Origin of the sequence: Sporolactobacillus spathodeae, from assembly GCF_016908935.1 — a bacterium.
Taxonomy (GTDB): domain Bacteria; phylum Bacillota; class Bacilli; order Bacillales; family Sporolactobacillaceae; genus Sporolactobacillus; species Sporolactobacillus spathodeae.
On record NZ_JAFBEV010000029.1, the window covers coordinates 1 to 21,081 of the forward strand.

The 21,081-nt window shown below is 48.3% G+C and carries 22 protein-coding genes; all 22 read right to left on the reverse strand.

From position 1 onward, the window contains the following. Nucleotides 1-435 precede the first annotated feature (435 nt). The 22 genes from murA to JOC27_RS11960 all read right to left on the reverse strand — a co-directional run bounded on the left by murA (nucleotide 436) and on the right by JOC27_RS11960 (nucleotide 21,067). Nucleotides 436-1,770 (reverse strand): UDP-N-acetylglucosamine 1-carboxyvinyltransferase, encoded by a 1,335-nt coding sequence (murA, locus tag JOC27_RS11855; protein ID WP_205007506.1) that lies wholly within the window; start codon nucleotides 1,768-1,770, stop codon nucleotides 436-438. Nucleotides 1,771-1,882: 112 nt separating this feature from the next. Next, the gene (locus JOC27_RS11860) at nucleotides 1,883-2,638 is read right to left on the reverse strand and encodes a YwmB family TATA-box binding protein (protein WP_205007507.1); all 756 of its coding nucleotides are present in this window, start codon (nucleotides 2,636-2,638) and stop codon (nucleotides 1,883-1,885) included. A gap of 82 nt (nucleotides 2,639-2,720) precedes the next feature. Next, the gene (locus JOC27_RS11865; RefSeq protein ID WP_338062808.1) at nucleotides 2,721-2,954 is read right to left on the reverse strand and encodes a DUF1146 family protein; all 234 of its coding nucleotides are present in this window, start codon (nucleotides 2,952-2,954) and stop codon (nucleotides 2,721-2,723) included. A 773-nt stretch (nucleotides 2,955-3,727) separates the two neighbouring features. Beyond that, entirely contained in the window at nucleotides 3,728-4,156 is a 429-nt protein-coding gene (locus JOC27_RS11870) for a F0F1 ATP synthase subunit epsilon (RefSeq protein ID WP_205007508.1), read from the reverse strand. A gap of 35 nt (nucleotides 4,157-4,191) precedes the next feature. Further along, nucleotides 4,192-5,601, reverse strand: coding sequence for a F0F1 ATP synthase subunit beta (gene atpD, locus JOC27_RS11875; protein WP_205007509.1), 1,410 nt, complete (start codon nucleotides 5,599-5,601; stop codon nucleotides 4,192-4,194). A gap of 117 nt (nucleotides 5,602-5,718) precedes the next feature. Further along, a complete protein-coding gene (gene atpG / locus JOC27_RS11880) occupies nucleotides 5,719-6,582 on the reverse strand; it encodes an ATP synthase F1 subunit gamma (protein ID WP_205007510.1) in 864 nt (287 codons plus the stop codon). Between the two features lie 99 nt (nucleotides 6,583-6,681). Next, a complete protein-coding gene (gene atpA, locus JOC27_RS11885; protein WP_205007511.1) occupies nucleotides 6,682-8,196 on the reverse strand; it encodes a F0F1 ATP synthase subunit alpha in 1,515 nt (504 codons plus the stop codon). 17 nt (nucleotides 8,197-8,213) lie between these two features. Then, a complete protein-coding gene (locus JOC27_RS11890) occupies nucleotides 8,214-8,750 on the reverse strand; it encodes a F0F1 ATP synthase subunit delta (protein WP_205007512.1) in 537 nt (178 codons plus the stop codon). After that, nucleotides 8,747-9,235: a F0F1 ATP synthase subunit B gene (atpF, locus tag JOC27_RS11895; protein WP_338062809.1), complete on the reverse strand. Its 489-nt coding sequence runs from the start codon at nucleotides 9,233-9,235 to the stop codon at nucleotides 8,747-8,749. Before atpF ends, JOC27_RS11890 begins: the two co-directional genes overlap by 4 nt. Nucleotides 9,236-9,323: 88 nt before the next feature. Continuing rightward, on the reverse strand, nucleotides 9,324-9,551 hold the full coding sequence (atpE, locus tag JOC27_RS11900) for a F0F1 ATP synthase subunit C (protein ID WP_205007514.1): 228 nt from the start codon (nucleotides 9,549-9,551) through the stop codon (nucleotides 9,324-9,326). Nucleotides 9,552-9,646: 95 nt separating this feature from the next. Then, nucleotides 9,647-10,387, reverse strand: coding sequence for a F0F1 ATP synthase subunit A (gene atpB / locus JOC27_RS11905; protein WP_205007515.1), 741 nt, complete (start codon nucleotides 10,385-10,387; stop codon nucleotides 9,647-9,649). After that, nucleotides 10,344-10,793, reverse strand: a complete 450-nt coding sequence (locus tag JOC27_RS11910; protein ID WP_205007516.1) for a hypothetical protein — start codon at nucleotides 10,791-10,793, stop codon at nucleotides 10,344-10,346. Before JOC27_RS11910 ends, atpB begins: the two co-directional genes overlap by 44 nt. A gap of 4 nt (nucleotides 10,794-10,797) precedes the next feature. Next, nucleotides 10,798-11,022, reverse strand: a complete 225-nt coding sequence (locus JOC27_RS11915; protein ID WP_205007517.1) for an AtpZ/AtpI family protein — start codon at nucleotides 11,020-11,022, stop codon at nucleotides 10,798-10,800. 591 nt (nucleotides 11,023-11,613) lie between these two features. After that, on the reverse strand, nucleotides 11,614-12,243 hold the full coding sequence (gene upp / locus JOC27_RS11920; RefSeq protein ID WP_205007518.1) for a uracil phosphoribosyltransferase: 630 nt from the start codon (nucleotides 12,241-12,243) through the stop codon (nucleotides 11,614-11,616). Between the two features lie 347 nt (nucleotides 12,244-12,590). Next, nucleotides 12,591-13,847: a serine hydroxymethyltransferase gene (locus JOC27_RS11925; RefSeq protein WP_205007519.1), complete on the reverse strand. Its 1,257-nt coding sequence runs from the start codon at nucleotides 13,845-13,847 to the stop codon at nucleotides 12,591-12,593. A gap of 404 nt (nucleotides 13,848-14,251) precedes the next feature. After that, nucleotides 14,252-14,815: a TIGR01440 family protein gene (locus JOC27_RS11930; RefSeq protein ID WP_205007520.1), complete on the reverse strand. Its 564-nt coding sequence runs from the start codon at nucleotides 14,813-14,815 to the stop codon at nucleotides 14,252-14,254. 338 nt (nucleotides 14,816-15,153) lie between these two features. Beyond that, nucleotides 15,154-15,720 (reverse strand): manganese efflux pump MntP, encoded by a 567-nt coding sequence (locus JOC27_RS11935; protein WP_205007521.1) that lies wholly within the window; start codon nucleotides 15,718-15,720, stop codon nucleotides 15,154-15,156. Nucleotides 15,721-16,166: 446 nt separating this feature from the next. Next, nucleotides 16,167-17,207, reverse strand: a complete 1,041-nt coding sequence (locus tag JOC27_RS11940) for an L-threonylcarbamoyladenylate synthase (protein ID WP_205007522.1) — start codon at nucleotides 17,205-17,207, stop codon at nucleotides 16,167-16,169. A gap of 381 nt (nucleotides 17,208-17,588) precedes the next feature. Further along, the gene (spoIIR, locus tag JOC27_RS11945; protein WP_205007523.1) at nucleotides 17,589-18,338 is read right to left on the reverse strand and encodes a stage II sporulation protein R; all 750 of its coding nucleotides are present in this window, start codon (nucleotides 18,336-18,338) and stop codon (nucleotides 17,589-17,591) included. A gap of 64 nt (nucleotides 18,339-18,402) precedes the next feature. Further along, nucleotides 18,403-19,275, reverse strand: coding sequence for a peptide chain release factor N(5)-glutamine methyltransferase (prmC, locus tag JOC27_RS11950; RefSeq protein WP_338062810.1), 873 nt, complete (start codon nucleotides 19,273-19,275; stop codon nucleotides 18,403-18,405). Continuing rightward, complete coding sequence (prfA, locus tag JOC27_RS11955) at nucleotides 19,272-20,345, reverse strand: peptide chain release factor 1 (RefSeq protein ID WP_205007524.1); 1,074 nt, start codon at nucleotides 20,343-20,345, stop codon at nucleotides 19,272-19,274. The genes prmC and prfA overlap by 4 nt, the downstream gene beginning before the upstream one ends. A gap of 146 nt (nucleotides 20,346-20,491) precedes the next feature. Further along, complete coding sequence (locus JOC27_RS11960; protein WP_205007525.1) at nucleotides 20,492-21,067, reverse strand: thymidine kinase; 576 nt, start codon at nucleotides 21,065-21,067, stop codon at nucleotides 20,492-20,494. Nucleotides 21,068-21,081 lie beyond the last annotated feature (14 nt).

Genomic DNA, 21,081 nt, shown 5'->3' on the forward strand with positions numbered 1-21,081 from the left:
CTTTTGCTCGATTAGGAGCAACTCCTGAATTTTGGTGCGACTTTTGCTTGATTAGGAGCGACTTTTCCGAATTTCGGTGCGACTTTTGCTCGATTTGGTGCGACTCTTTTAATGAACGACTTGTGCCCTGAACTTACAAATCTCAGCGCTCCTCAACCTCAAGCGCGACGACCTGAGCGCTTATTCGCAGCAAATCGCATCTCAAGCGCGACGACCTGAGCGCTTATTCGCAGCGAAGCTAAAGCATCTGCTTAACTCACTCATTCAAGAAATTTTACTATGTAACCGATATTATTTTGGTATGTTTTTTGGCGGCAAACATAAACTCCAAATAGGTCAATCACGCCGGATATAGTTTTAATTTTCAGATATATAACAACAAAAATAAAGAGGCGCGAATGTAATCGGCCCCTGTGTTTTACTTTAACTAGATTGTCAGGCGAATTTCGGATTAATACCTATCGCGCGGACTGTTTCTGTAGCGTTTGCGGTTTCTTCCTGTTCCGCCGGATTGACGCGCACGCGCTCGATATCGGCGCCCAATGCGTGCAGTTTGCCTGCTAAATCGACGTAGCCGCGGTCAATATGATGGAGATTGCTGATTCGCGTATGACCCTTGGCAACGAGTCCGGCAATGACAAGCGCCGCCCCGGCACGAAGATCGGTCGCTGTCACATCGGCACCCTGTAAATCACAAGGACCGCTGATGATGGCGGAGCGGCCATCAATTTTAATCGCAGCGTTCATTCTGCGGAATTCTTCAACGTGCATAAACCGATTTTCGAATACCGTTTCTGTGATCACTGAAGTGCCATTGGCTTTCAGCAGAATCGCCATCATCTGCGCCTGCAAATCCGTCGGAAAACCCGGATGCGGCATCGTTTTAATGTCAATAGCCTGCAAATGATCGCTGCCGATGACACGGATGCCGTCGAGTTCTTCCTCCACTGTCACACCCATATCGCGCAGCTTAGCGATTAACGGGCGCAGATCTTCGATATCCGCGTCTTCAATGAATACATTTCCGCCGGTAATCGCCGCGGCAATCATATACGTGCCGGCTTCGATCCGATCCGGAAGGATGGTGTGTTCAGCGCCGTGCAGCGCGTCGACGCCTTCAATCGTCACGCGGCTTGTGCCTGCGCCGGTAACCTTGGCGCCCATGGCGTTGCAATATTGCGCTAAGTTGACGATTTCTGGCTCGCAAGCCGCATTCTCAATGACCGTTTCACCTTCAGCAAGCGTTGCTGCCATGATGATATTTTCCGTTGCGCCGACGCTTGGAAAATCAAGATAAATCGGCGCCCCTTTTAAGCGGCCGTTGACACGCGCTTCAATCGATCCGTTGCCGATTTTCACTTCTGCGCCCATCGCTTCAAAACCCTTTAAATGCTGGTCAATCGGACGCGATCCAATGGCACAGCCTCCGGGAAGAGCGATTTTCGCATGACCGACTCTGGCGAGGAGCGGACCCATCACGAGAAAAGAGGCCCGCATTTTTTTAACAAATTCAAACGGTGCTTCTGTAAAAAGTTCCGCTACAGCATTCACCATAATTGTTTTATTGGAATAGTTGACCGAAGTATTTAAATGCCGCAATACTTCATTAATCGTGTATACATCGGCTAGTTCCGGTACATTATAAATTCTGCTTGTTCCTTTGCTTGCCAGCATCGCTGCGGCAATGACGGGAAGTACTGCGTTTTTCGCACCTTCAATTTTCACCGAACCCGAGAGCCGCTTTCCTCCGTGAACAATAATCTTCTCCAAACTTTTCCCCTCCGCGTCCCATTTATATCTCTTTGCTTGATCGCGTGCAGTTATCCGCGATCACATCTCATCCGCTTATCAGTTACGCAGGACTCGGAGGGAACAAGCCGTCCTAATATTCCTGCGTAATGATTGGCGTGCCCAGCGTGATGACGGTTCGGCCGGCATCTTGGCGCAAGGCAACTTGCAAGTTCATCGTCTTTTTTCCAGAAATTATGCTATCGTTCCATGTTTTAGTATATGCGGAAATTGATACAAAGGTTTTTTCATCAAGTCGTTCAATTGGAGCGGCTGAAAAAAGCTTAAGATATATTTCCCCTTGATTAATTAAGCCGGATTTTATTTTAACACCGCTATCTGCCTTTACACAAGAGAAGATTTGCTCTTGTCCGTGAAAAATTCGATCCAAATTTCGGCGAATATCCCTCTTTTGGACTAGCCATAAATTCCGATTAAAGGACTTGCCATCGGCTTCATAGGCAATCGCTGTTCGAAAGCCTTTTCCAGATGGGTACGCAAAATAACTAAGCTTGGTTTTCAAGCCGTTCGCTAGCTGCGCATCACCCTGCCAGCCCATGACCTGTTTCTCTGTTTTCAAAGGCTGCCAATTCAACTGCGAATTAGCTTTCTTCAACTTTTTAACAAGCTGCGTCCATTCTTCGTTTGAAACGACTGCTGCACGTTCTTCACGCGCATAGACTGTCCAACTCGTTACTTTGGCTTGATGGTTCGTCAGTGCGTTTGAAAATTGCTCGATTCGATCCAATGGATTCCGATCAACATGAGAAATTACTTTTCCTTTGGCAGCTGTTGCTGAAATTAATACCAGTACAGCAATAATCATCAGTAAAATATTTTTCTTTTTCATCGATCCACGTCCTCTCCTTTACTCATTATTTCCTTTGCGTAAAGGGGATCATACGTGGAACTTTTCGTCAAAGTTCGCCTTTTCAGCGATAAATCTGCGGTAAGGCAAGCGACCAATTCAAATAGTCCAGAAAGAACGCAGCAACCGGATAACTGATGGCAATTGCCAGCAACAGGTACAGAATTCGTGCGCGAATGCTGGCGGGCCGGCGGAGCAATTTTTCAAAGTTAACGCCCTGCAATGCCCACCAGGCAAGAATAAAAAAGATTAAATGGACGAAAATACTCAGGAGTGCCTGGGCACCGACATTCGTCACGCTTGCACCTGCTTTCCCTAGAATATGTATGGCCTGTTCCCGTTACAGCGGCACTTATTAGGCTTTGTTAAAATCTGTTGCTGATTATTAGAGTCGCGGGCGCGTTGTGAGACAATTTCGGTTTCGCGAGACCACACTTGCTCGTTTTATCCGCAGGCGTCTCGCTCGCCGCGCTCGCGTGCTGACACAACATTAGATTTAATCAGCCTAAATACAAGGATGCATTTGATAATTATTCGCTGATAAATGCGGGAATCCGCACTCATCTCCTGTTTCGTAATATATCTGTAATCTAAATATAATATAACTATAATTTTTGCTAATGCCTATTTTAACGCGTATTCAAAAAAAATACCACAGTATACAATTTTTTTCACATTATCAATAAAAATATATGAAATCTGTTTGATAAGAAAATATATATTGAACAGATTCATTTGTCATGATTAAATTTTTCAATCAAGCCTTTTTATCCAGGATCAGGCTTTGATCTGGCTTAAACACGTTGCTGTCCTTAAAAGTAAATCTGTAGGCGGCTGGCTTTTAGCATTAAACTTGCCTTTATCACACTTCAGCTGCTACTCGCTTGCCGCGGGCAAGACGGGAACCTCCTCAGACAAGCTAGAATCTGCGGGGGCTCACTTGGCTCGCGTTTTCTGCAGGCGTGAGCGTGCATTCGCTTCATTCGTGTAAGCCTTAGAAAAATGAAAAAGGAACAGCCCTCTCACGATGGAAAGGGTTGTTCCTTTTATTTCGTATTGAAATTATGTCTGTTAGGATTCCGCTACAGGGTCAGCGATCGCTGCCGTGTCGAGGCGCAGGTTGGCGCGTTTGAGTTTCAGGAGCGCTTCAGGGTAACCTTCGGATGATTCGTGAAGGGTGCTGAGCTGATGCTCTGCTTCCTCTTTCGCCTTCTTGGCGCGTTCGACATCAATATCATTTTTCATTTCGGCAGCTTCCGACAGAATTGTGATCGCGTCGCGGCTGACCTGAATAAATCCGCCATGGACCGCGGCATAATCGACAATTTTTTCGTCTTCATGTTTCAGACGAACCTGGGCGATTTCCAGCGGGGCAACGAGCGGAATGTGATGCGGCAGAATGCCGAGTTCGCCGCTTTTTGCCCGCACACTGACCATATGGACCTCACCCGAGAAAATCTTGCCTGCGGGTGTGACAATTTCCGTATGCACTGTGCTCATCTGTCAGCCCCCTTAAATGGGTTTAACCGGAGTGATTAAACCAGCTGTTTCGCTCTTTCGAGTACGTTCTCGATCGTTCCGGTGTTCCGGAAGGCTTCTTCCGGAACATCATCGTATTTGCCGTCGAGAATGCCCTTGAAGCCCTTGATTGTTTCTTCCACAGGAACGTAGGAGCCCGGTACGCCGGTGAACTGTTCCGCAACGTGGAAGTTCTGGCCGAGGAAGAACTGAATACGGCGGGCACGGCTTACAGTCAGCTTGTCTTCATCAGACAATTCATCCATACCAAGGATCGCGATGATATCCTGCAATTCACGGTATTTCTGCAACGTCTGCTGTACACGCTGTGCCACTTCATAATGTTCTTCGCCGACAATATCCGGAGCCAAAGCGCGGGATGTTGAAGCGAGCGGATCAACGGCCGGATAAATACCAATCTGAGTCAGTGCACGTTCGAGGTTCGTTGTCGCGTCGAGGTGCGAGAATGTCGTTGCCGGAGCCGGGTCGGTGTAGTCATCGGCAGGCACATAAACGGCCTGGATCGAGGTTACAGAGCCCTTCTTCGTCGATGTGATTCGTTCCTGCAGACGACCCATTTCTGTTGCCAGCGTTGGCTGGTAACCTACGGCAGATGGCAGACGACCGAGCAGCGCGGAAACTTCCGAGCCGGCCTGTGTGAAACGGAAAATATTGTCGATGAAAAGCAGCACGTCCTGACCTTCTACATCACGGAAATATTCCGCCATCGTCAAGCCGGACAGCGCCACACGCATACGGGCACCCGGCGGCTCGTTCATCTGGCCGAAAACCATGGCCGTCTGTTTGATAACGCCGGAATCCGTCATTTCAAAGAAAAGGTCGTTCCCTTCACGGGTCCGTTCACCAACGCCGGCGAATACGGACACGCCGTGGTGCTCTTCAGCGATGTTGTGAATCAATTCCTGAATCAATACAGTTTTACCAACACCGGCACCACCGAACAGGCCGATCTTACCACCTTTGATATAAGGCGTCAGGAGGTCGATAACCTTGATTCCTGTTTCTAGAACTTCCGTTTTCGTCGACAATTCGGCGAATTTCGGCGGATCACGGTGAATTGGGTTATGCGGCGCATCCTCAGCCAGCGGTTTGCCGTCAATTGGTTCGCCAAGCACGTTGAATACACGACCAAGTGTCACGTCGCCAACAGGCATCGAAATTGGCGCGCCTGTATCCACGACTTCCATTCCGCGAACAAGTCCGTCTGATGAATCCATGGCAATGGTGCGCACGGAGTCGTCGCCCAAATGAAGCGCAACTTCAAGGGTCAGGTGGATATCCGCTTCATGGGAGGATTTTGCTTTGTAATTGACTGTCAGAGCGTTATAGATTTCAGGAAGATGTCCGCGTTCGAACTTCACGTCGACGACAGGTCCTGTAACCTGAGTGATGTACCCTACGTTCATCAAACTTCCTCCTTCAAAGAGTTGCCGAAAAGCCGTGCTGACCAAGAATGGCAAGGCGCCGTTTCTAAAAAGCAACGGTTTTCGGGTCTACCCTGTGAGCATTAAAATGCAATTTGTTTATTCAAGAGCGGCGGCACCGCCGACAATTTCTGTAATCTGCTGTGTAATCGCAGCCTGACGGGCGCGGTTATAAGCCAATGACAGATGATCGATGATATCGCTCGCGTTGTCTGAAGCGCTACGCATTGCGGTCATACGCGCAGCAAATTCAGCAGCTTTCGCGTCAAGAATTGCGCCGTAGACCTGGCCTTCCGCGTATAGCGGAAGCAGGCTTTCCAGCACGTCGCTTTCATCCGGCTCGTAAATATAATTCGTCTTTACGGCCGGTGCGCTTTCAATATTAGTCAGCGGAAGTAGCTGATTGTCCACGAGCCGCTGCGAAATGGCATTGACAAAGTGATTGTAAATGATGTGCAATTCATCAATCTTTTTGTCATCGAACAGGCCGACCGCCTGTCTTGCCAAACCAATCACATCGTCAAATGTCGGTTCATCTTCCAGATCCGTTTTGCTGAAGGCGATTGGATAACCTCTCTTTTCAAAGAAGTTCAGGCCGATTTTACCAGTGACAATAATGGTGTATTCGTCTTTCGACTGATGCTTTTCAGCAATCAGATTCTGCGTATATTTCAAAACGTTGCTATCATAGGCGCCGGCAAGTCCACGGTTTTCCGTGATTACGAGATATGCCGTTTTCTTAACCGGACGGCTTTCAAGCATCGGATGCTTGCCCCCAGACTTCTTACCAGAAGCGATACTGGAAACCACTTCTTTCAGCTTGTCTGCGTAGGCGGCGTATTCGCCAGCCCGTTCCTGGGCATGGCTCAATTTTGCCGCCGCAACCATCTGCATCGCTTTGGTGATTTTGCGCGTCTTTTTCGTCGAATTAATTTTTTCCTTAATGTCACGCATTGAAGGCATGTTCGTTCACCACCTTTGAAAGATCTCAAAATCTTTTATTCATGCGCAGGCACCCGCTTGCCGGCATTTCATTGCCGGACTTTGAGAACATCTGCCGGATTATTCAGCCTGCGATCCAACAAAAGTTTTCTTGAATTCTCCAATGGCTGCTTTAAATGCCGCATCATCCGGAAGATTGCCACTTTCGCGGATCTTGTCCAGAATTTCAGCATGCTTCTGTTTCATAAAGGAAAGCAGTTCTTTTTCAAAACGTTTAATATCTTCCATCGCGATGTCATCGATGTAGCCCTTTGTCAGTGCGTACAACACAACAACCTGGTTTTCTACCCGATAAGGTGCGTGCAAATCCTGTTTGAGGATTTCCACAGTACGTGCGCCGCGATCCAGTTTCGCTTTCGTTGCTTTGTCCAGATCCGATCCGAACTGTGTAAAAGCTTCCAGTTCACGATACGACGCGAGGTCCAGTTTAAGCGTACCGGCAACCTTCTTCATTGCCTTGATCTGAGCATCACCACCAACACGAGATACCGAAGTACCAGCGTCAACGGCTGGACGAATACCCGAATAGAACAGGTTCGATTCCAAGAAGATCTGGCCGTCTGTAATGGAAATCACGTTCGTTGGGATGTATGCGGAAATGTCTCCGGCCTGTGTTTCAATAATCGGCAGCGCAGTAATCGATCCACCGCCGAGTTCGTCACTCAGTTTTGCCGCACGTTCGAGCAATCTGGAGTGCAGATAGAACACATCGCCAGGGAACGCTTCACGGCCCGGCGGACGACGGAGCAGCAAAGAAAGTTCACGGTATGCCGCCGCCTGTTTGGACAGATCATCATAAATAATTAACACGTGCTTGCCGTTGTACATGAACTCTTCGCCCATTGTTACACCGGTATAAGGTGCCAGGTAAAGCAGCGGAGCAGGTTCAGATGCGCCGGCAGATACGACAATGGTTTTATCCATGACGCCATATGCTTTCAGCGTTTCAACAACACCGGCAACCGTCGATTCCTTCTGGCCAATAGCGACATAGATGCTAATTACATCTTGGTCTTTCTGGTTGATAATCGTGTCAATGGCAATCGCCGTTTTACCTGTTTGGCGGTCGCCGATGATCAATTCACGCTGACCACGGCCGATCGGAATCATCGCGTCGATCGCTTTGATACCGGTCTGCAGTGGTTCAGAAACGTGTTTCCGTTGCATAACGCCTGGTGCTTTCTTTTCAACCGGGCGCGTCTTGCTTGTATTAATCGGTCCTTTTCCGTCAATCGGCTGTCCCAGCGGATTGACGATGCGGCCCAATAGTTCTTCGCCGACAGGAACGGACATGATGCGTCCAGTACGCTTCACTTCGTCCCCTTCATGGATATCCGTGAAAGGTCCGAGGATGACGATACCGACATTGTCTTCTTCCAGGTTCTGGGCCATTCCCATGACCCCGTTGGAAAATTCGACAAGCTCGCCTGACATGCAACTGTCGAGGCCGTGGACGCGGGCAATTCCGTCGCCGACTGTAATAACTGAGCCGACTTCGCTCACTTCAACAGTTGATTGATAGTTTTCAATCTGCTGTTTGATAAGCGAGCTGATTTCTTCCGCATTAATGCTCACGATATTTTCACCCCTATTTACCTACTTGTAATCTCATGTTTGAAGCCTGCAAGTTTCCCCGCAATCGTGCCGTCATAGAGACGATCACCGATGCGCATCAAAATGCCGCCGATAATTTCCTTATTAACCGTAACGCTGATGCGGAGCTTCTTGCCGAGCGCTTCGCCAAGCCGGCGGGCGAGATCGGATTGTTCTTCCTCATCAAGCGGGACTGCCGTGGTTACGGTAACGTCGAGAATGCCTCTTTTTTCATTCGCCATGAGCGTATAGGCTTCAAGCACGTCATTGATTATCGATTCGCGTTTCCGGTCGATGAGCAATTTCAGCAAATTGCTCACTTCAAGACCGACAGCGTCTTTGAAAAGTCCGTCAACAAGTGCCTTTTTCTCATCGGCACTAATTTGCGGGTGCTGGAGCACACGGCGGAGTTCTTCATTGTTGGACAATGTATCGGTGACAGAAGTAAGCTGAGTTTCAATCGCATCGATCAACTGGCGTTCTTCTGCAACTTCAAAGAGCGCTTCGGCATAACGGTTAGCTACGATCTCACTCATCTCTGAATCGCCACCTGCTTCATCAATTGGTCAATTTCTTTCGTATAATCCTTGGCGTTAATTTCTTTTTCCAGGATTTTTGAAGCCAACATGACGGACAGGTCAGCGACTTCATCACGAATTGAAGCAATTGCCTGTTCCTTCTCACGGTTAATCTCTTCTTGCGCTTCTTTTACCATCAGTTCGGAGCGTTCTTTGGCTGCATCCAGAACACTTTTTGCTTCGGATTGCGCCTGATTCTTCGCCTGATCAAGCACTTCAAGAGATTGTGCCCGAACTTTTTCAAGTTCTTCTTTCTGCTCTTTCAGATAGGTCTCAGCTTCCTGACGACTTCTTTCCGCGCCATCAATCTGACTGTTAATATATTTGTTTCGCTTGTCCATAATCGAAACAACTGGTTTCGTCGCGATCTTGGTGACGAATATCATCAACAGAAGCATAATGACTAACTGGAAAAGGATATTGCCAATCGAAAAAGACAACACAGCATTTGCCACTCCTTTCAGTCTTTAGATTTGCCGGCGATCCCGGCACTTCGGGGCAAGTGCTGCCCCGCACCTCTTGGATCCGGACTTAGCCAATGATGCCGAAAAGTACAAGAATACCAAAGGCAATAGAAATGACAGGAAGGGCTTCAACAAGACCCAGTGCGATCATCGACTGACCGAACAGTGTACCCTGAGCTTCGGGCTGGCGGGAAATACCTTCCAAGTAACGGGAGAATAGAACACCGTTGCCAATACCTGCTGCAAGCGCGCCAAACGCGATCATAATACCACCAGCTAGAACTGCTAAACTCATAACAAAATTCCTCCTAGTTTGTCTATGTTTTTGACATGAGTACTTTCCAGAGTCAGCCTTTTAGGCCGCCTCCATAATGAGCGGATTCCGAAGAATCATTCGTCGCCCACTTTTTGTGCAATGTAGACCATCGCAAGCACAGTAAAAATGTAGGCTTGGATGCATCCGACAAACACTGAAAAACCCATCCAGGCAAAGAGCGGAACGGCGGTAAAATAGAACACGCCTTCACGCAAAATCAGGATTAAAACTTCACCGGCGAAAATATTTGCCCAAAGTCGCAACGCATGCGTTGCCGGTTTTGATACTTCGTCGATAATGTGAATCGGCAGCATCCATGCAAATGGCTTCACATAGTGTGCCAAATACCCTCTCGGACTCTTCGCGATGCCGGCGGAATGCGCGTAAATGAAAATCGCACCTGCCATGGCGACCGTGACGTTAATATCCGATGTCGGCGACTTGAACCAGCTGACTGAGTCCGTCATTTTCAGCGCCGCCGCAGTGATTCCGAGAGAAGGAATCGCGCCATGAGCGGTTGTCGTAATCATGACGATAACGCCGAGCAGATTGGCAACAAGGATAAAAAGGAAGGTGGTCAGCGCAAAGCTCAAATAGCGTGCCGACTCTTTCTTTTCCAACATCATTCCCGTAATCCCGCTGATAAAATCAATGATATATTCCATCAGATTCTGCCGCCCAGATGGTCTCAGGCTTAATTTGCGTGTCAGAAGGAACACAATCAGCAATACAATCAGTGCGGAAACCACCGTGCCAATCATCAGCGTGATATCAAACGTCGTTCCGAGAAAATGCACTTTCGGAGTCAGATCCAAGAGTCTCCCTCCTTTCATTCGGAGAAGTTGTGTTTCTCTTTTTCAGATAATAGATACTGACTACCAAAATTAATAGAAGGTAACCAAATAAAAGAGACAGCACAAAAAACCGATAGTCGAAGCGAGCCGGAAAACGGTAGACCATCAAGGCACCAAAAAGTACGGTCAGCACCCGGACCGTCATATGTAAACCCGCGGGTTTAGCCCCCGAGCGGATTCGCAGTCCGACTATCTTCATTCTGAAATACAGATGGTAAATATTATATAAACTGATTAATCCTCCGAGAAGACAGCCGGCAGCCGGTGCCTTCATCGGTGTCAACAACCAGATTAACCCAAAGGTTAGCAAATAAACAATTGCCGCGCCGATCATTTTCGGCTTGGCCCAAGTGACTAAAGGTTTCATTGCTTCAGTCCCTTATAAAAGATTTCAGCGTATAGAAGCAGCTAACAAGACCAAGAAAGAGACCGAGAACTGCGCTTATTGGCAGCCACAAATGAGAGGTGCCAAGTTTGCTATCAAGAAAATTGCCGAAGAGTGCCGCAAGAATAATAAAAGCGAAAATTTCAAACCCCATCGCACTGACCATTGCGGCCATTTGCCAGGGGCTGATCGGATCTTTTTTGCCAGCCATCCAGCAATCCCTCCGTTCGCGCTTCAACCCATATCTTTGCCAAACTAACGAAGGAACAATCGTCAAGCGGTTAATTTGTCATCTCTTTCGCCAGACGACCTTCTAGACAAGACAAATTTCGACAACCAAAAGACAACAATTTTCGTCAACGGTCATTTGCTCGGACGCTGCATTCTCTAAATCCATTCGCTGTTCGATTCCTATTATAAGGATGCGACACAGGAATTTCACAATAAATTTTAAGCGAAACTATTGCTGAAGGGCTGGTCACACCATTCGGACGCTTGTTTGCCAAAATAGCACATTACTTATTCATTTTAGCGAAAGCGCTCTCTTGCTGTCAATAATTTCAAACAAATTGTGACGATTTTCACTGAAAAAAATTGATTTCTACACTATAGGAGCAATGATGTTACATTTCTTACCATGCCATTCCCTTTATAAATGATTTTAATCATTTCTTATCATATTGGAAGCATGAAATTGTGACAGTTCATAAAATAAGAAATATTTATTCAGTATTGATTAATTTTTGTGAAAAAAAATTCACTTTATTGATCTTGTATTTTTGAGCAAATCGGTTTAATCCCTTTATTTTGTACCGAACAGCCTGTCGCCCGCGTCGCCAAGACCTGGAATGATATAGCCGTGTTCATTTAACTTTTCATCAAGAGCTGCTAGGTAAATGTCTACGTCCGGATGCGCTTCCTGAACGGCTTTGACACCTTCCGGGGCACCAATCAGACACATCAATTTGATGTTGACGGCACCGCGCTGCTTCAGTGATGTGATTGCCGCTGCGGCTGAGCCACCGGTTGCCAGCATCGGATCGACGATGATGAAGTCGCGTTCTTTGATATCTGGCGGCATTTTAACATAATATTCCACTGGCTGCAGCGTTTGTGGGTCGCGATAAAGACCGATATGGCCCACTTTTGCAGCAGGAATTAGCTTCAGGACGCCGTTCACCATACCGAGTCCTGCGCGCAGGATCGGCACAATCCCCAGTTTCTTTCCTGACAGCCGTTTAGCCTTCGCCGTTGCGACTGGTGTTTCGACGTCCACTTCTTCCAATGCCAAATCACGGGTGATTTCAAAAGCCATCAGCATTGCAACTTCGTCAACGAGCTCGCGGAAAGCCTTCGTTCCTGTCCTGTGATCACGGATCATTGTCAGTTTATGCTGAATCAACGGGTGATCCAGTACGATTAAATTGCTCATGTTCGTTCCTCCATTACTTTTGTTCTATAGAAACGATGACCACATGCAGCCATCATTGCCTTGGCTTTGTTGTTGGTGCACTGTCAAGGCGCTTTAGCAAAATGAAAAATACGCCAAATCCGTTGGTGAGAAAAATGGGCTTGATCCAATGCGCTTCAGTTGCTCACTTTCCCGCAAAATGCAAGAGCAATGGGGCCGATTCTTTGCGCAAATTCCCATTCTTTAGCTTACAAAGAAAAAGGCGGCAAGTTCGCCGCATCTTCTTTAGTTTTACCTTAACAGAGATTCTATTGACGTGCAGAAAAATAAGGGGAAAATTTCTCCCCCTGTGTCCTTTTTTCACTGCATTAAGCAAACGAGCCGGTGCCTTGCGGATAAAGCGGATAGCTATCTGTGAGTTTCGCTACGCGCGCTGCACATGCTTCCTGAACAGAAGCGTCATCCGGATCTTTCAAAGCAGCCGCAATAATTGAGGCAACTTCTTCCATATCCGCTTCTTTGAAACCACGTGTCGTCACTGCCGGCGTACCCATGCGGATACCGCTAGTCACAAACGGTTTTTCCGGGTCAAACGGTATCGCGTTTTTATTCGTTGTGATACCGATTGCATCGAGTACGGCTTCAGCTTTTTTACCAGTGATCCCGAGATTGCGCACATCGACAAGTACTAAGTGATTGTCGGTGCCGCCTGAAACAAGATCAAGTCCGTTTGCCTGAAGCGCATTGGCAAATGCTTTAGCATTGGCAACGATTTGTGCGGCATAATCCTTGAATTCCGGCTGCAAAGCTTCGCCGAACGCAACTGCCTTTGCCGCGATGATATGCATCAGCGGTCCGCCTTGAATACCTGGGAAAATCGCTTTATCGAGCTTCTTCGCAAACTCTGCTTTACAGATAATCATACCACCACGCGGACCGCGCAATGTCTTATGGGTAGTCGTTGTCACGAAATCTGCATAGGGTACAGGACTCGGATGCAGGCCAGCTGCAACCAGTCCGGCGATATGCGCCATGTCAACCATTAGATAAGCGCCAACCTCGTCGGCAATCTCGCGGAATTTCTTGAAATCGATAATCCGCGGGTAGGCGCTCGCGCCCGCGACAATCAGCTTCGGATGATGTTTCAGCGCCTGGCTGCGTACTTCTTCGTAATCAATATATTGGGTCTCTTTTGTTACACCGTAATCCACAAAGTTATACAATTCACCGCTGAAGTTCACTGGACTGCCGTGCGTCAGATGACCGCCGTGTGCGAGACGCATGCCGAGCACTGTGTCTCCCGGTTTTAAAATTGTCTGATAAACGGACATATTTGCCTGTGCACCGGAATGTGGCTGCACATTCACGTGATCGCCGCCGAACAATTTTAACGCGCGATCACGCGCCAGATCCTCGACAATGTCTACAAACTCGCAACCCCCATAATAACGGTGGCCCGGATACCCTTCAGCATATTTGTTGGTCAGAACTGATCCTGCCGCCTCAAGTACCGTCGTGCTGACAAAATTTTCAGAGGCGATCAATTCAATCTTGCTCCTCTGTCGCCCAAGCTCCTTCTCAATCGCCTGGAAAACTTCTGGATCATGAACTTCAATACCCTTCATGGATGACGCGCAACTCCTCTCAGAATGCTTTCGCTTTAGATGAACATGTGTCACATGTCCTCTCCAAATTCTATCATATTTTTTCCCATTCGCGCGAATTAAATCAAGAGAACCGGACGCACACCTACTATTTTTACTGGCCGCCTAACGGAACTCGATGTGTGGCGACGCCTCTGATCGGAAATTCTGCAATTTGGGGATCATTTTCATGCATTTTCGGAACCACATGGGAAAAACTGGGCTACGCATCAATTTGAGCTTTGTCAAACTATTGCCCATCCCCCAAATAATTGAGCCTCATTTGAACGCGTCTATAAAGTGGACATGAGAAAAGGTCCTCGAACAATGGAGTCGTATGGCGTGTTTCTTCGCAAAAAAACAAGCCGCGTGGCTTGTTTTTCCAATTATCGGCGATCAGTCTCTGGATAGATTGCTCGTTCTCCGCCGATCAATTTCGGGCGGGTTCGCGCCATGACCAAATTTGCTTCACCGATTCGCTTGATTTTACTGCGTACAGGCACAGCGACTCGCTTCAAATGCATCCCGATCAAGGTGTCGCCGATATCCAGGCCGCCGTCTGCTTGAATCGTTTCAACGGCAATCGGATCACTCATATGTTCGAAGGCATACGTAGCCATCGCCCCGCCTGCGTGACGAATTGGCCGAACCGTTACCTGTTCAAAACCGCGCTTCTCCGCCTCATCACGATCGATAATCAACGCACGATTCAAATGTTCGCAGCATTGAAAGGCAAAATGAATACCCGTCCGTTCATGCCAAGTCTTAAAGGTTTGAAACAATGATGCGGCCACATCAAGGGATCCGGATGTGCCAATCTGGCTGCCACCGACTTCACTTGTACTGCAACCGATCACTAATAATTTTCGTTCGTTGAAAGGCATAGCTTGCTGCAAATCCGTGAGTGCCTGATCGATCTGTTCGACCCATTCTTGATTGATTGACTCCATTTTGACCCTTCCTCGAAACTTATCTCTTTTCCTCTATTATATCAGGTTGTCCAGAAACCAACCGTCAAAATGCATCGTCACTTTCTCAGAAAAACTTGGCTCCGCTAAGTCTTTTTTTAACAAGTGCACTTCGGTTGCTCGCTTGCCGCGGGCAGGACGGGCGCCTCCTCGGACAGACAGTAATCTGCGGGGGTCTCACTTAGCTTGCCTTTTCCATAGGCGCCTTCGCGCAATTTAAATTGAGAAAGCAGTCTAACAAGCATCATTCGTGGCGTTTCGCCAATTTCCCGGGAAATCCGGGAAATGGTGCCCGTATTCGCCTTTTCTCTTCCATCTTTTTATAGGTGAAAATGAAGAAGTAGCTTCAAGCCGAAGAGAAACATGATTAGCCCGCCTAGAGCTTCCCCGTAGCGGCCAAAGAAATGCCTTGTCCGCCGACCAATAATAAAACCCGCCCAGGCCATGGCCATGCTAACAAGTCCGAATAGGAAAACACTAGCCAAAACACGTGCACCAAAAAGACCCATGCTCAAGCCTACTGAAAAACTGTCGATACTGACACTCATCGCGAAAAGAATAATGCCCATATCTGTTGCAGTTGAAAGTCCTGTGTTTTCCTGATTTTTTGCGACTGAGAAAATCATCTGCATCCCAATCAAGACAAGAAGAACACCGCCGACCATGCTCGCAACATTGCCGAAGCGGCTGGAAATAAAATGACCCAGTATCATCCCGAGAAGCGGCATGAGAATGTGGAAAAGACCAATCAGTAAACCGATATTAAAAATCTGGTCCACCCTCAGCCGTCTCATACCCATCCCCATACATACGGAAAAAGCGTCCATGCCGAGAGCCATTGCCATAAGAATAATGGCAAAACCCTTGAACATCCATTCCGTGGCCATATTCACCCCTCCTTCTTTGTCCCATGATGTCAATCTATGCATGTCCTTTTTTATCTAGAAGGAGAAATTCAGTTATTTTTTCGTGACCAGGAGACTGTGCTGTTTTCTGAAATCACAACTCCGTTTATCAAGATAGGCTCTTGCACAAAATGCCAACCAAAAAAATCTCCCTACTGCGTGAGTGGGAGATTTTTTTCTTAAACAAACGTTTAATTAATACTTCTGTTCGACTTTTCGTACCTATAAATTTGTGTGCGCTTGCCGCTAGCGCACCACGAGCCCCCTCGAGTAGGCAAAAATTTGCGGGGTCTCGCCGGCACGCTGTTCCCGCAGGCGTCTCACACATTACTTCTTTGTCATTAAAATCAATTTTTATAATTTAACAGAGCCAAATTTTAAACAAACGTTTAATTAAGCGATATGTTCGTGTTGCAACCGCTAAACATTTAGTCAATCACACGACCGCCTGCTGCTTTCGCTAAACGATTCATGATCGCCCGGCCAATGCCTGTCTCAGGAAAGGTCTCACTGTAAATCACGTCAACTTCAGCATTGTCAAAGTCACGCAAAACAGCAAATAGACGATGCGCAACAGATTCTGGTGCTGACCTTTTGCCGCAAATTAAAACAATGTCTGCTTGCGGATATGCGTCTCGATTTTCTTCGGTCGTGAGCACACCGACCCGTCGCGCGCTGTTTTTTTCATGGGTGACAAGCTGTTGAATCTGCTCTTTGCCGCCCGGAACGAGGTACATCGTCGCCTGGGGGGCGTAATGTTTATACTTCATTCCTGGTGCTTTCGGTGCCTGATCCGGACGGACAAGACCCGGGTCGTCAATGACCGCGCCAACCGCTTCCGCCAGTTGTTCCTTTGAAATGCCACCCGGCCTCAGAATCGTGATCGGTGTTGTTGTACAATCAACGACCGTCGATTCAACGCCGACACCGGTTGGTCCACCATCGACAATGCCGGCGATTCGGCCGTTTAAATCATGGGCAACATGAGCCGCCGTTGTCGGACTGGGACGACCCGATGTATTCGCGGATGGGGCAGCGACCGGTACACCGCTGGCCAGAATTAATGCGCGAGCAACGGGATGACTCGGCATCCGCACTGCAACTGTTGACAATCCCGCTGTCACCGCATCCGATACTTCGCCGCGTGAGGGCAGGACAAGCGTCAGCGGTCCTGGCCAAAATTTATCCATCAGTGTCTTGGCAATCGGCGTAATATCCGTGCAAATTTCTCTGACCTGTTCCTCACTGGCAACGTGAACAATGAGCGGGTTGTCGCTTGGCCGGCCTTTCGCTGCGTATATTTTTCGAGCGGAGTCTCGCTGCTTCGCATCGCCTCCGAGCCCGTAAACTGTTTCGGTTGGAAAGGCAACAATTTCACCGCGTGCAAGACAGGCAGCCGCTTCTTTTATTTGCGGATCGTCCTCAAGATGATCGGCTTGCGGATTCACAGTCCAAAGCTTTGTTTCCATTAGAAAAGTCTCCTTCATATATCCTTGATCGTCGTTATTTGCTTTACTTCACATGTTGACGTCTGTAAGCGAACCGCGAATCAAGTAATCGCGCAACTCGATTTCAAAGCAGTTCGCTGCTTGCGCCGATTCGCTTTTAGACATTTTATTTTTAAAAGCTCTTTAAGAAAAACTTAGCTAAGCCAAGTTTTTTGTAGCAATGTGCTTCGGTTGCTCGCTTGCCGCGGGCAGGACGGGCCCTCATCAAACAGTCTTGACTCTGCGAGGAGCCATTTTACGCGCAGAGTCATATATATTCTTTACTGACAAAAAACCGGCTGGGCGCCGGTCTGTTTTCTCTAAGTATACACTATTTCATAAATTCACGTTTCAATCGTTGCCCTAGTTGAGGATATGGAATAGTTTCGTAAACAAGTCGGCGACGAAGAAGCGTACCTGAACCGAGTCTGAATCTCTACTTTTTTTCTGTGCTTGAGGCAATGCGCTGTCCTGCTGCTGATTCTGCTGTTTCTCCATTTGCCGCGCCTGGTTTTCACTGTTTGTCACTTGAGTTGAGGCATTTTTTTCAGTAGCAGCCGACACATTGGTGGGGGATGCTGTCTGTGCGACTGGTTTCTGGGCTTCCGGACGGACCGCTTCGCTGTTTGAGAAATCAAGAAAGCAAAGCGGCGGGAACAAGACACACCACCAATTGGCGCCTTGACCGGAACCGAGTGTGATTACCAATGCATGATAACGACCGGCGGGATAGACATAGGTGCCATACATTTTCGTTGGAAAATCAGCTTGGCCTATTTTTATGCGAAAAGATGGATCGGCGTGAACTTTTTTAAGCGTCTGACTGACAACCTGGCGCAACTCTGGCAGATGCTGCTGGATGACCTGTTCCGCCTCGCTCGAACTTTTCAGATTCTGAACCCATTGCGTGATGTTCTGATTGACGGCGTCACGCACCTGACGTTTGACGACTTGATCAGCCGGCGAATCGCTGTTGGCAAGGATACGCAAGCGGATCGCGTCTTGCGGTATCGGTCCGTTCTGATTGGCCTGTACCGCCTGATTCTGCCAAAAGAAAAAGACAAGTGCTAGATTAATAGATAGAATAAAAACAATTGCCCATGAACGTTTCATTTCTCCCGCCTCCATACCAGCCATTTTAGGCAGGAATGACGCGTTTTAAACATTCGATGCGCAATTATTTGATTCGTAAAGCCGCGAGCACGTTACGGTCTAAACCAGACAGATCTTTGGCGACTGCCAATTCTTCGAGACAATCGCCAAATGTGCGGCGAATCATGGCCGCAACCGCCGAACCTTGCCCGGCACCGATTTCAAAGGCCAGTAGAAATATGGCTGAGTCACCGAATAATGCGGGCAGTTCGGAAAGAATCGCGCGATATGGATCGAGCCCGTCCTCGCCGCCGCATAATGCGAGACGCGGCTCAAAGTCGCGCACGGTATCGGCGAGATCGGTCATTTCCTCACGTGTGATATATGGCGGATTCGAAATAAGCATATCGAATTTCTTGCCTCGAAGCGGTTCGAGAAAGCTTCCCTGGTAAAAAGCGACCGAAGCGCCAAGCTGGGCCGCGTTGTCCTTGGCGACCGCGAGCGCTTTTTCTGACAAATCAACGGCTGCAACCTTCCAGGCGGGATGTTCCAGTGCCAACGTCACCGCAATCGCACCACTGCCTGTTCCAATATCACAAACGCGTCGTGGTTGCTTTTTTCCGAAATAGCGGGCTGCCCATTCGCCGGCTCGCCAAACCAGTTCCTCTGTTTCTTGGCGCGGAATCAGCACATCCGGCGTCACCCGGAAATCACGTCCATAAAAAGGTGCCGTGCCGAGCATATATTGAACCGGTTTTCCCGTTTGCACATGCTCGATAATCCGTGCCTTCAGCCAGTCCGCGTCTTCAGCTGTAAGGGGCTCCCTTAGATTTGCAAGCAGCGTTGTCCGCGAAAGATTCAGCCGCGCCTCTAGCAAAATCTCGCCAATATTTTCATCGCGATTGTGCGCGCGCAAATAGCTGGCAGCCCATTTGAGCGCATCAAAGCGGCGCGTCACCAGACATTCTCCTGTTCCAGCTTTTTCGCCTGATCATGCTCAATCAGCGCCTGAATGATTTCATCCAGCTTGCCGTTCAGCACCTGATCGAGCTGATGAATCGTCAAGCCGATTCGATGATCGGTCACACGATTTTGAGAAAAATTATAGGTCCGAATCCGCTCGGAACGATCGCCGGTACCGACTGCTGATTTGCGTGTCGAATCATATTTTTCCTGGGCTTCGCGCTGATATTTATCATAGACGCGCGCGCGGAGCACCTTCATCGCTTTTTCCTTATTCTTAATTTGTGACCGCTCTTCCTGGCAAGAGACGACAATGCCGGTGGGCAGGTGCGTCAGCCGGATCGCGGACATCGTCGTATTGACGCTCTGCCCTCCGGGACCACTCGAGGCAAAGCGGTCAACACGGATATCTTTTTCATTTAATTCGAAGTCAAATTCTTCCGCTTCAGGCAGAACAGCCACAGTTGCCGTCGACGAATGTGTTCGTCCGCCTGACTCTGTTTCTGGCACGCGCTGCACGCGGTGCGCACCGCTTTCGAATTTTAGCTTGGAATAAGCGCCATTTCCATTAATCATAAAAACGATTTCTTTGTAACCGCCGATTTCGCCAGGGCTTGTGTCAATCACATCCGTGCGCCAACCCTGCTGCTCGGCATAACGCGTGTACATCCGGAAGAGATCACCGGCAAAAAGTGCGGCTTCGTCGCCCCCCGCCGCGCCGCGAATTTCAACGACGACGTTGCGCGCGTCATTCGGATCTTTCGGAATCATCAATTGTTTCAGCTGCTGCTCGAGCGCCGCTTGCTCGTCTTCAAGACGCGCAATTTCGTCTTGCACCATATCCTTCATCGCATCATCGAGCGGCTCGCGAAGCATCCCACGTGCATCGTCGAGCTCATGCACTATTTCTGTGTAGGCGTGGTAAGCGGAGACAATCTCCTGAAGATCCGCTTGTTCCTTCGAATAGGTGCGTAACTTCCGCGAATCCGCGATTACTTCGGGATCGGCGAGCAGTTGATTCAATTTTTCGTAGCGTTCAGCCAACGTGTGCAGACGTTCAAACACTTGGGTTCACCTCAAGATTCCCTGTGCCGGTTTGAAACCCGGTCGCAATTCCTTCTATTAATAATTATATCCGGCTGAAAATAGGGCGTCAAAATACCGCGATCCTCTATTGTCAGTCTATGAAAAGACGCGTGATGATGCTGCAATCAATCGATTGGTGGATGGTTATAGCAATGGCGGCAAACTGGGTAATAACTTTCATTGCCACCAATCTGAATTTGGTTCCCGGTATACACCGGGTGACCGTCGCCATCGATCCGCAGATTCATCGTTGCCTTGTGTTCGCAGAACCAGCAAATCGTTTTCATTTCTTCAAGTTTATCGGCATAGATCAGTAAGTATTTGCTACCCGCGAACAGCTCATTGCGAAAATCATTTTTCAAGCCGAAACACATCACGGGTATATGGCAATCATCGACAATCCGTGCCAACTGCAAAATATGCTTTTTCGATAGAAACTGCGCTTCGTCAACCAGCACGCAATGCGGCAGCGGCTGGTACTCAGCAACAGTTTTGTAGATATCCGTTGCGTCAAAAACAGGGATTGCCGGTCGCTTAAACCCGATGCGGCTCGAAATTGAGCCGACTTGATCGCGATCATCCAGGCCTGATGTAAACAGCAGCACCGATTTGCCTTGTTCTTCATAATTGTGGGCAACCTTAATGATTTCAATCGATTTGCCACTATTCATCGCACCATACTTGAAAAAAAGCTGTGCCATCGTGCTTGTCTCCT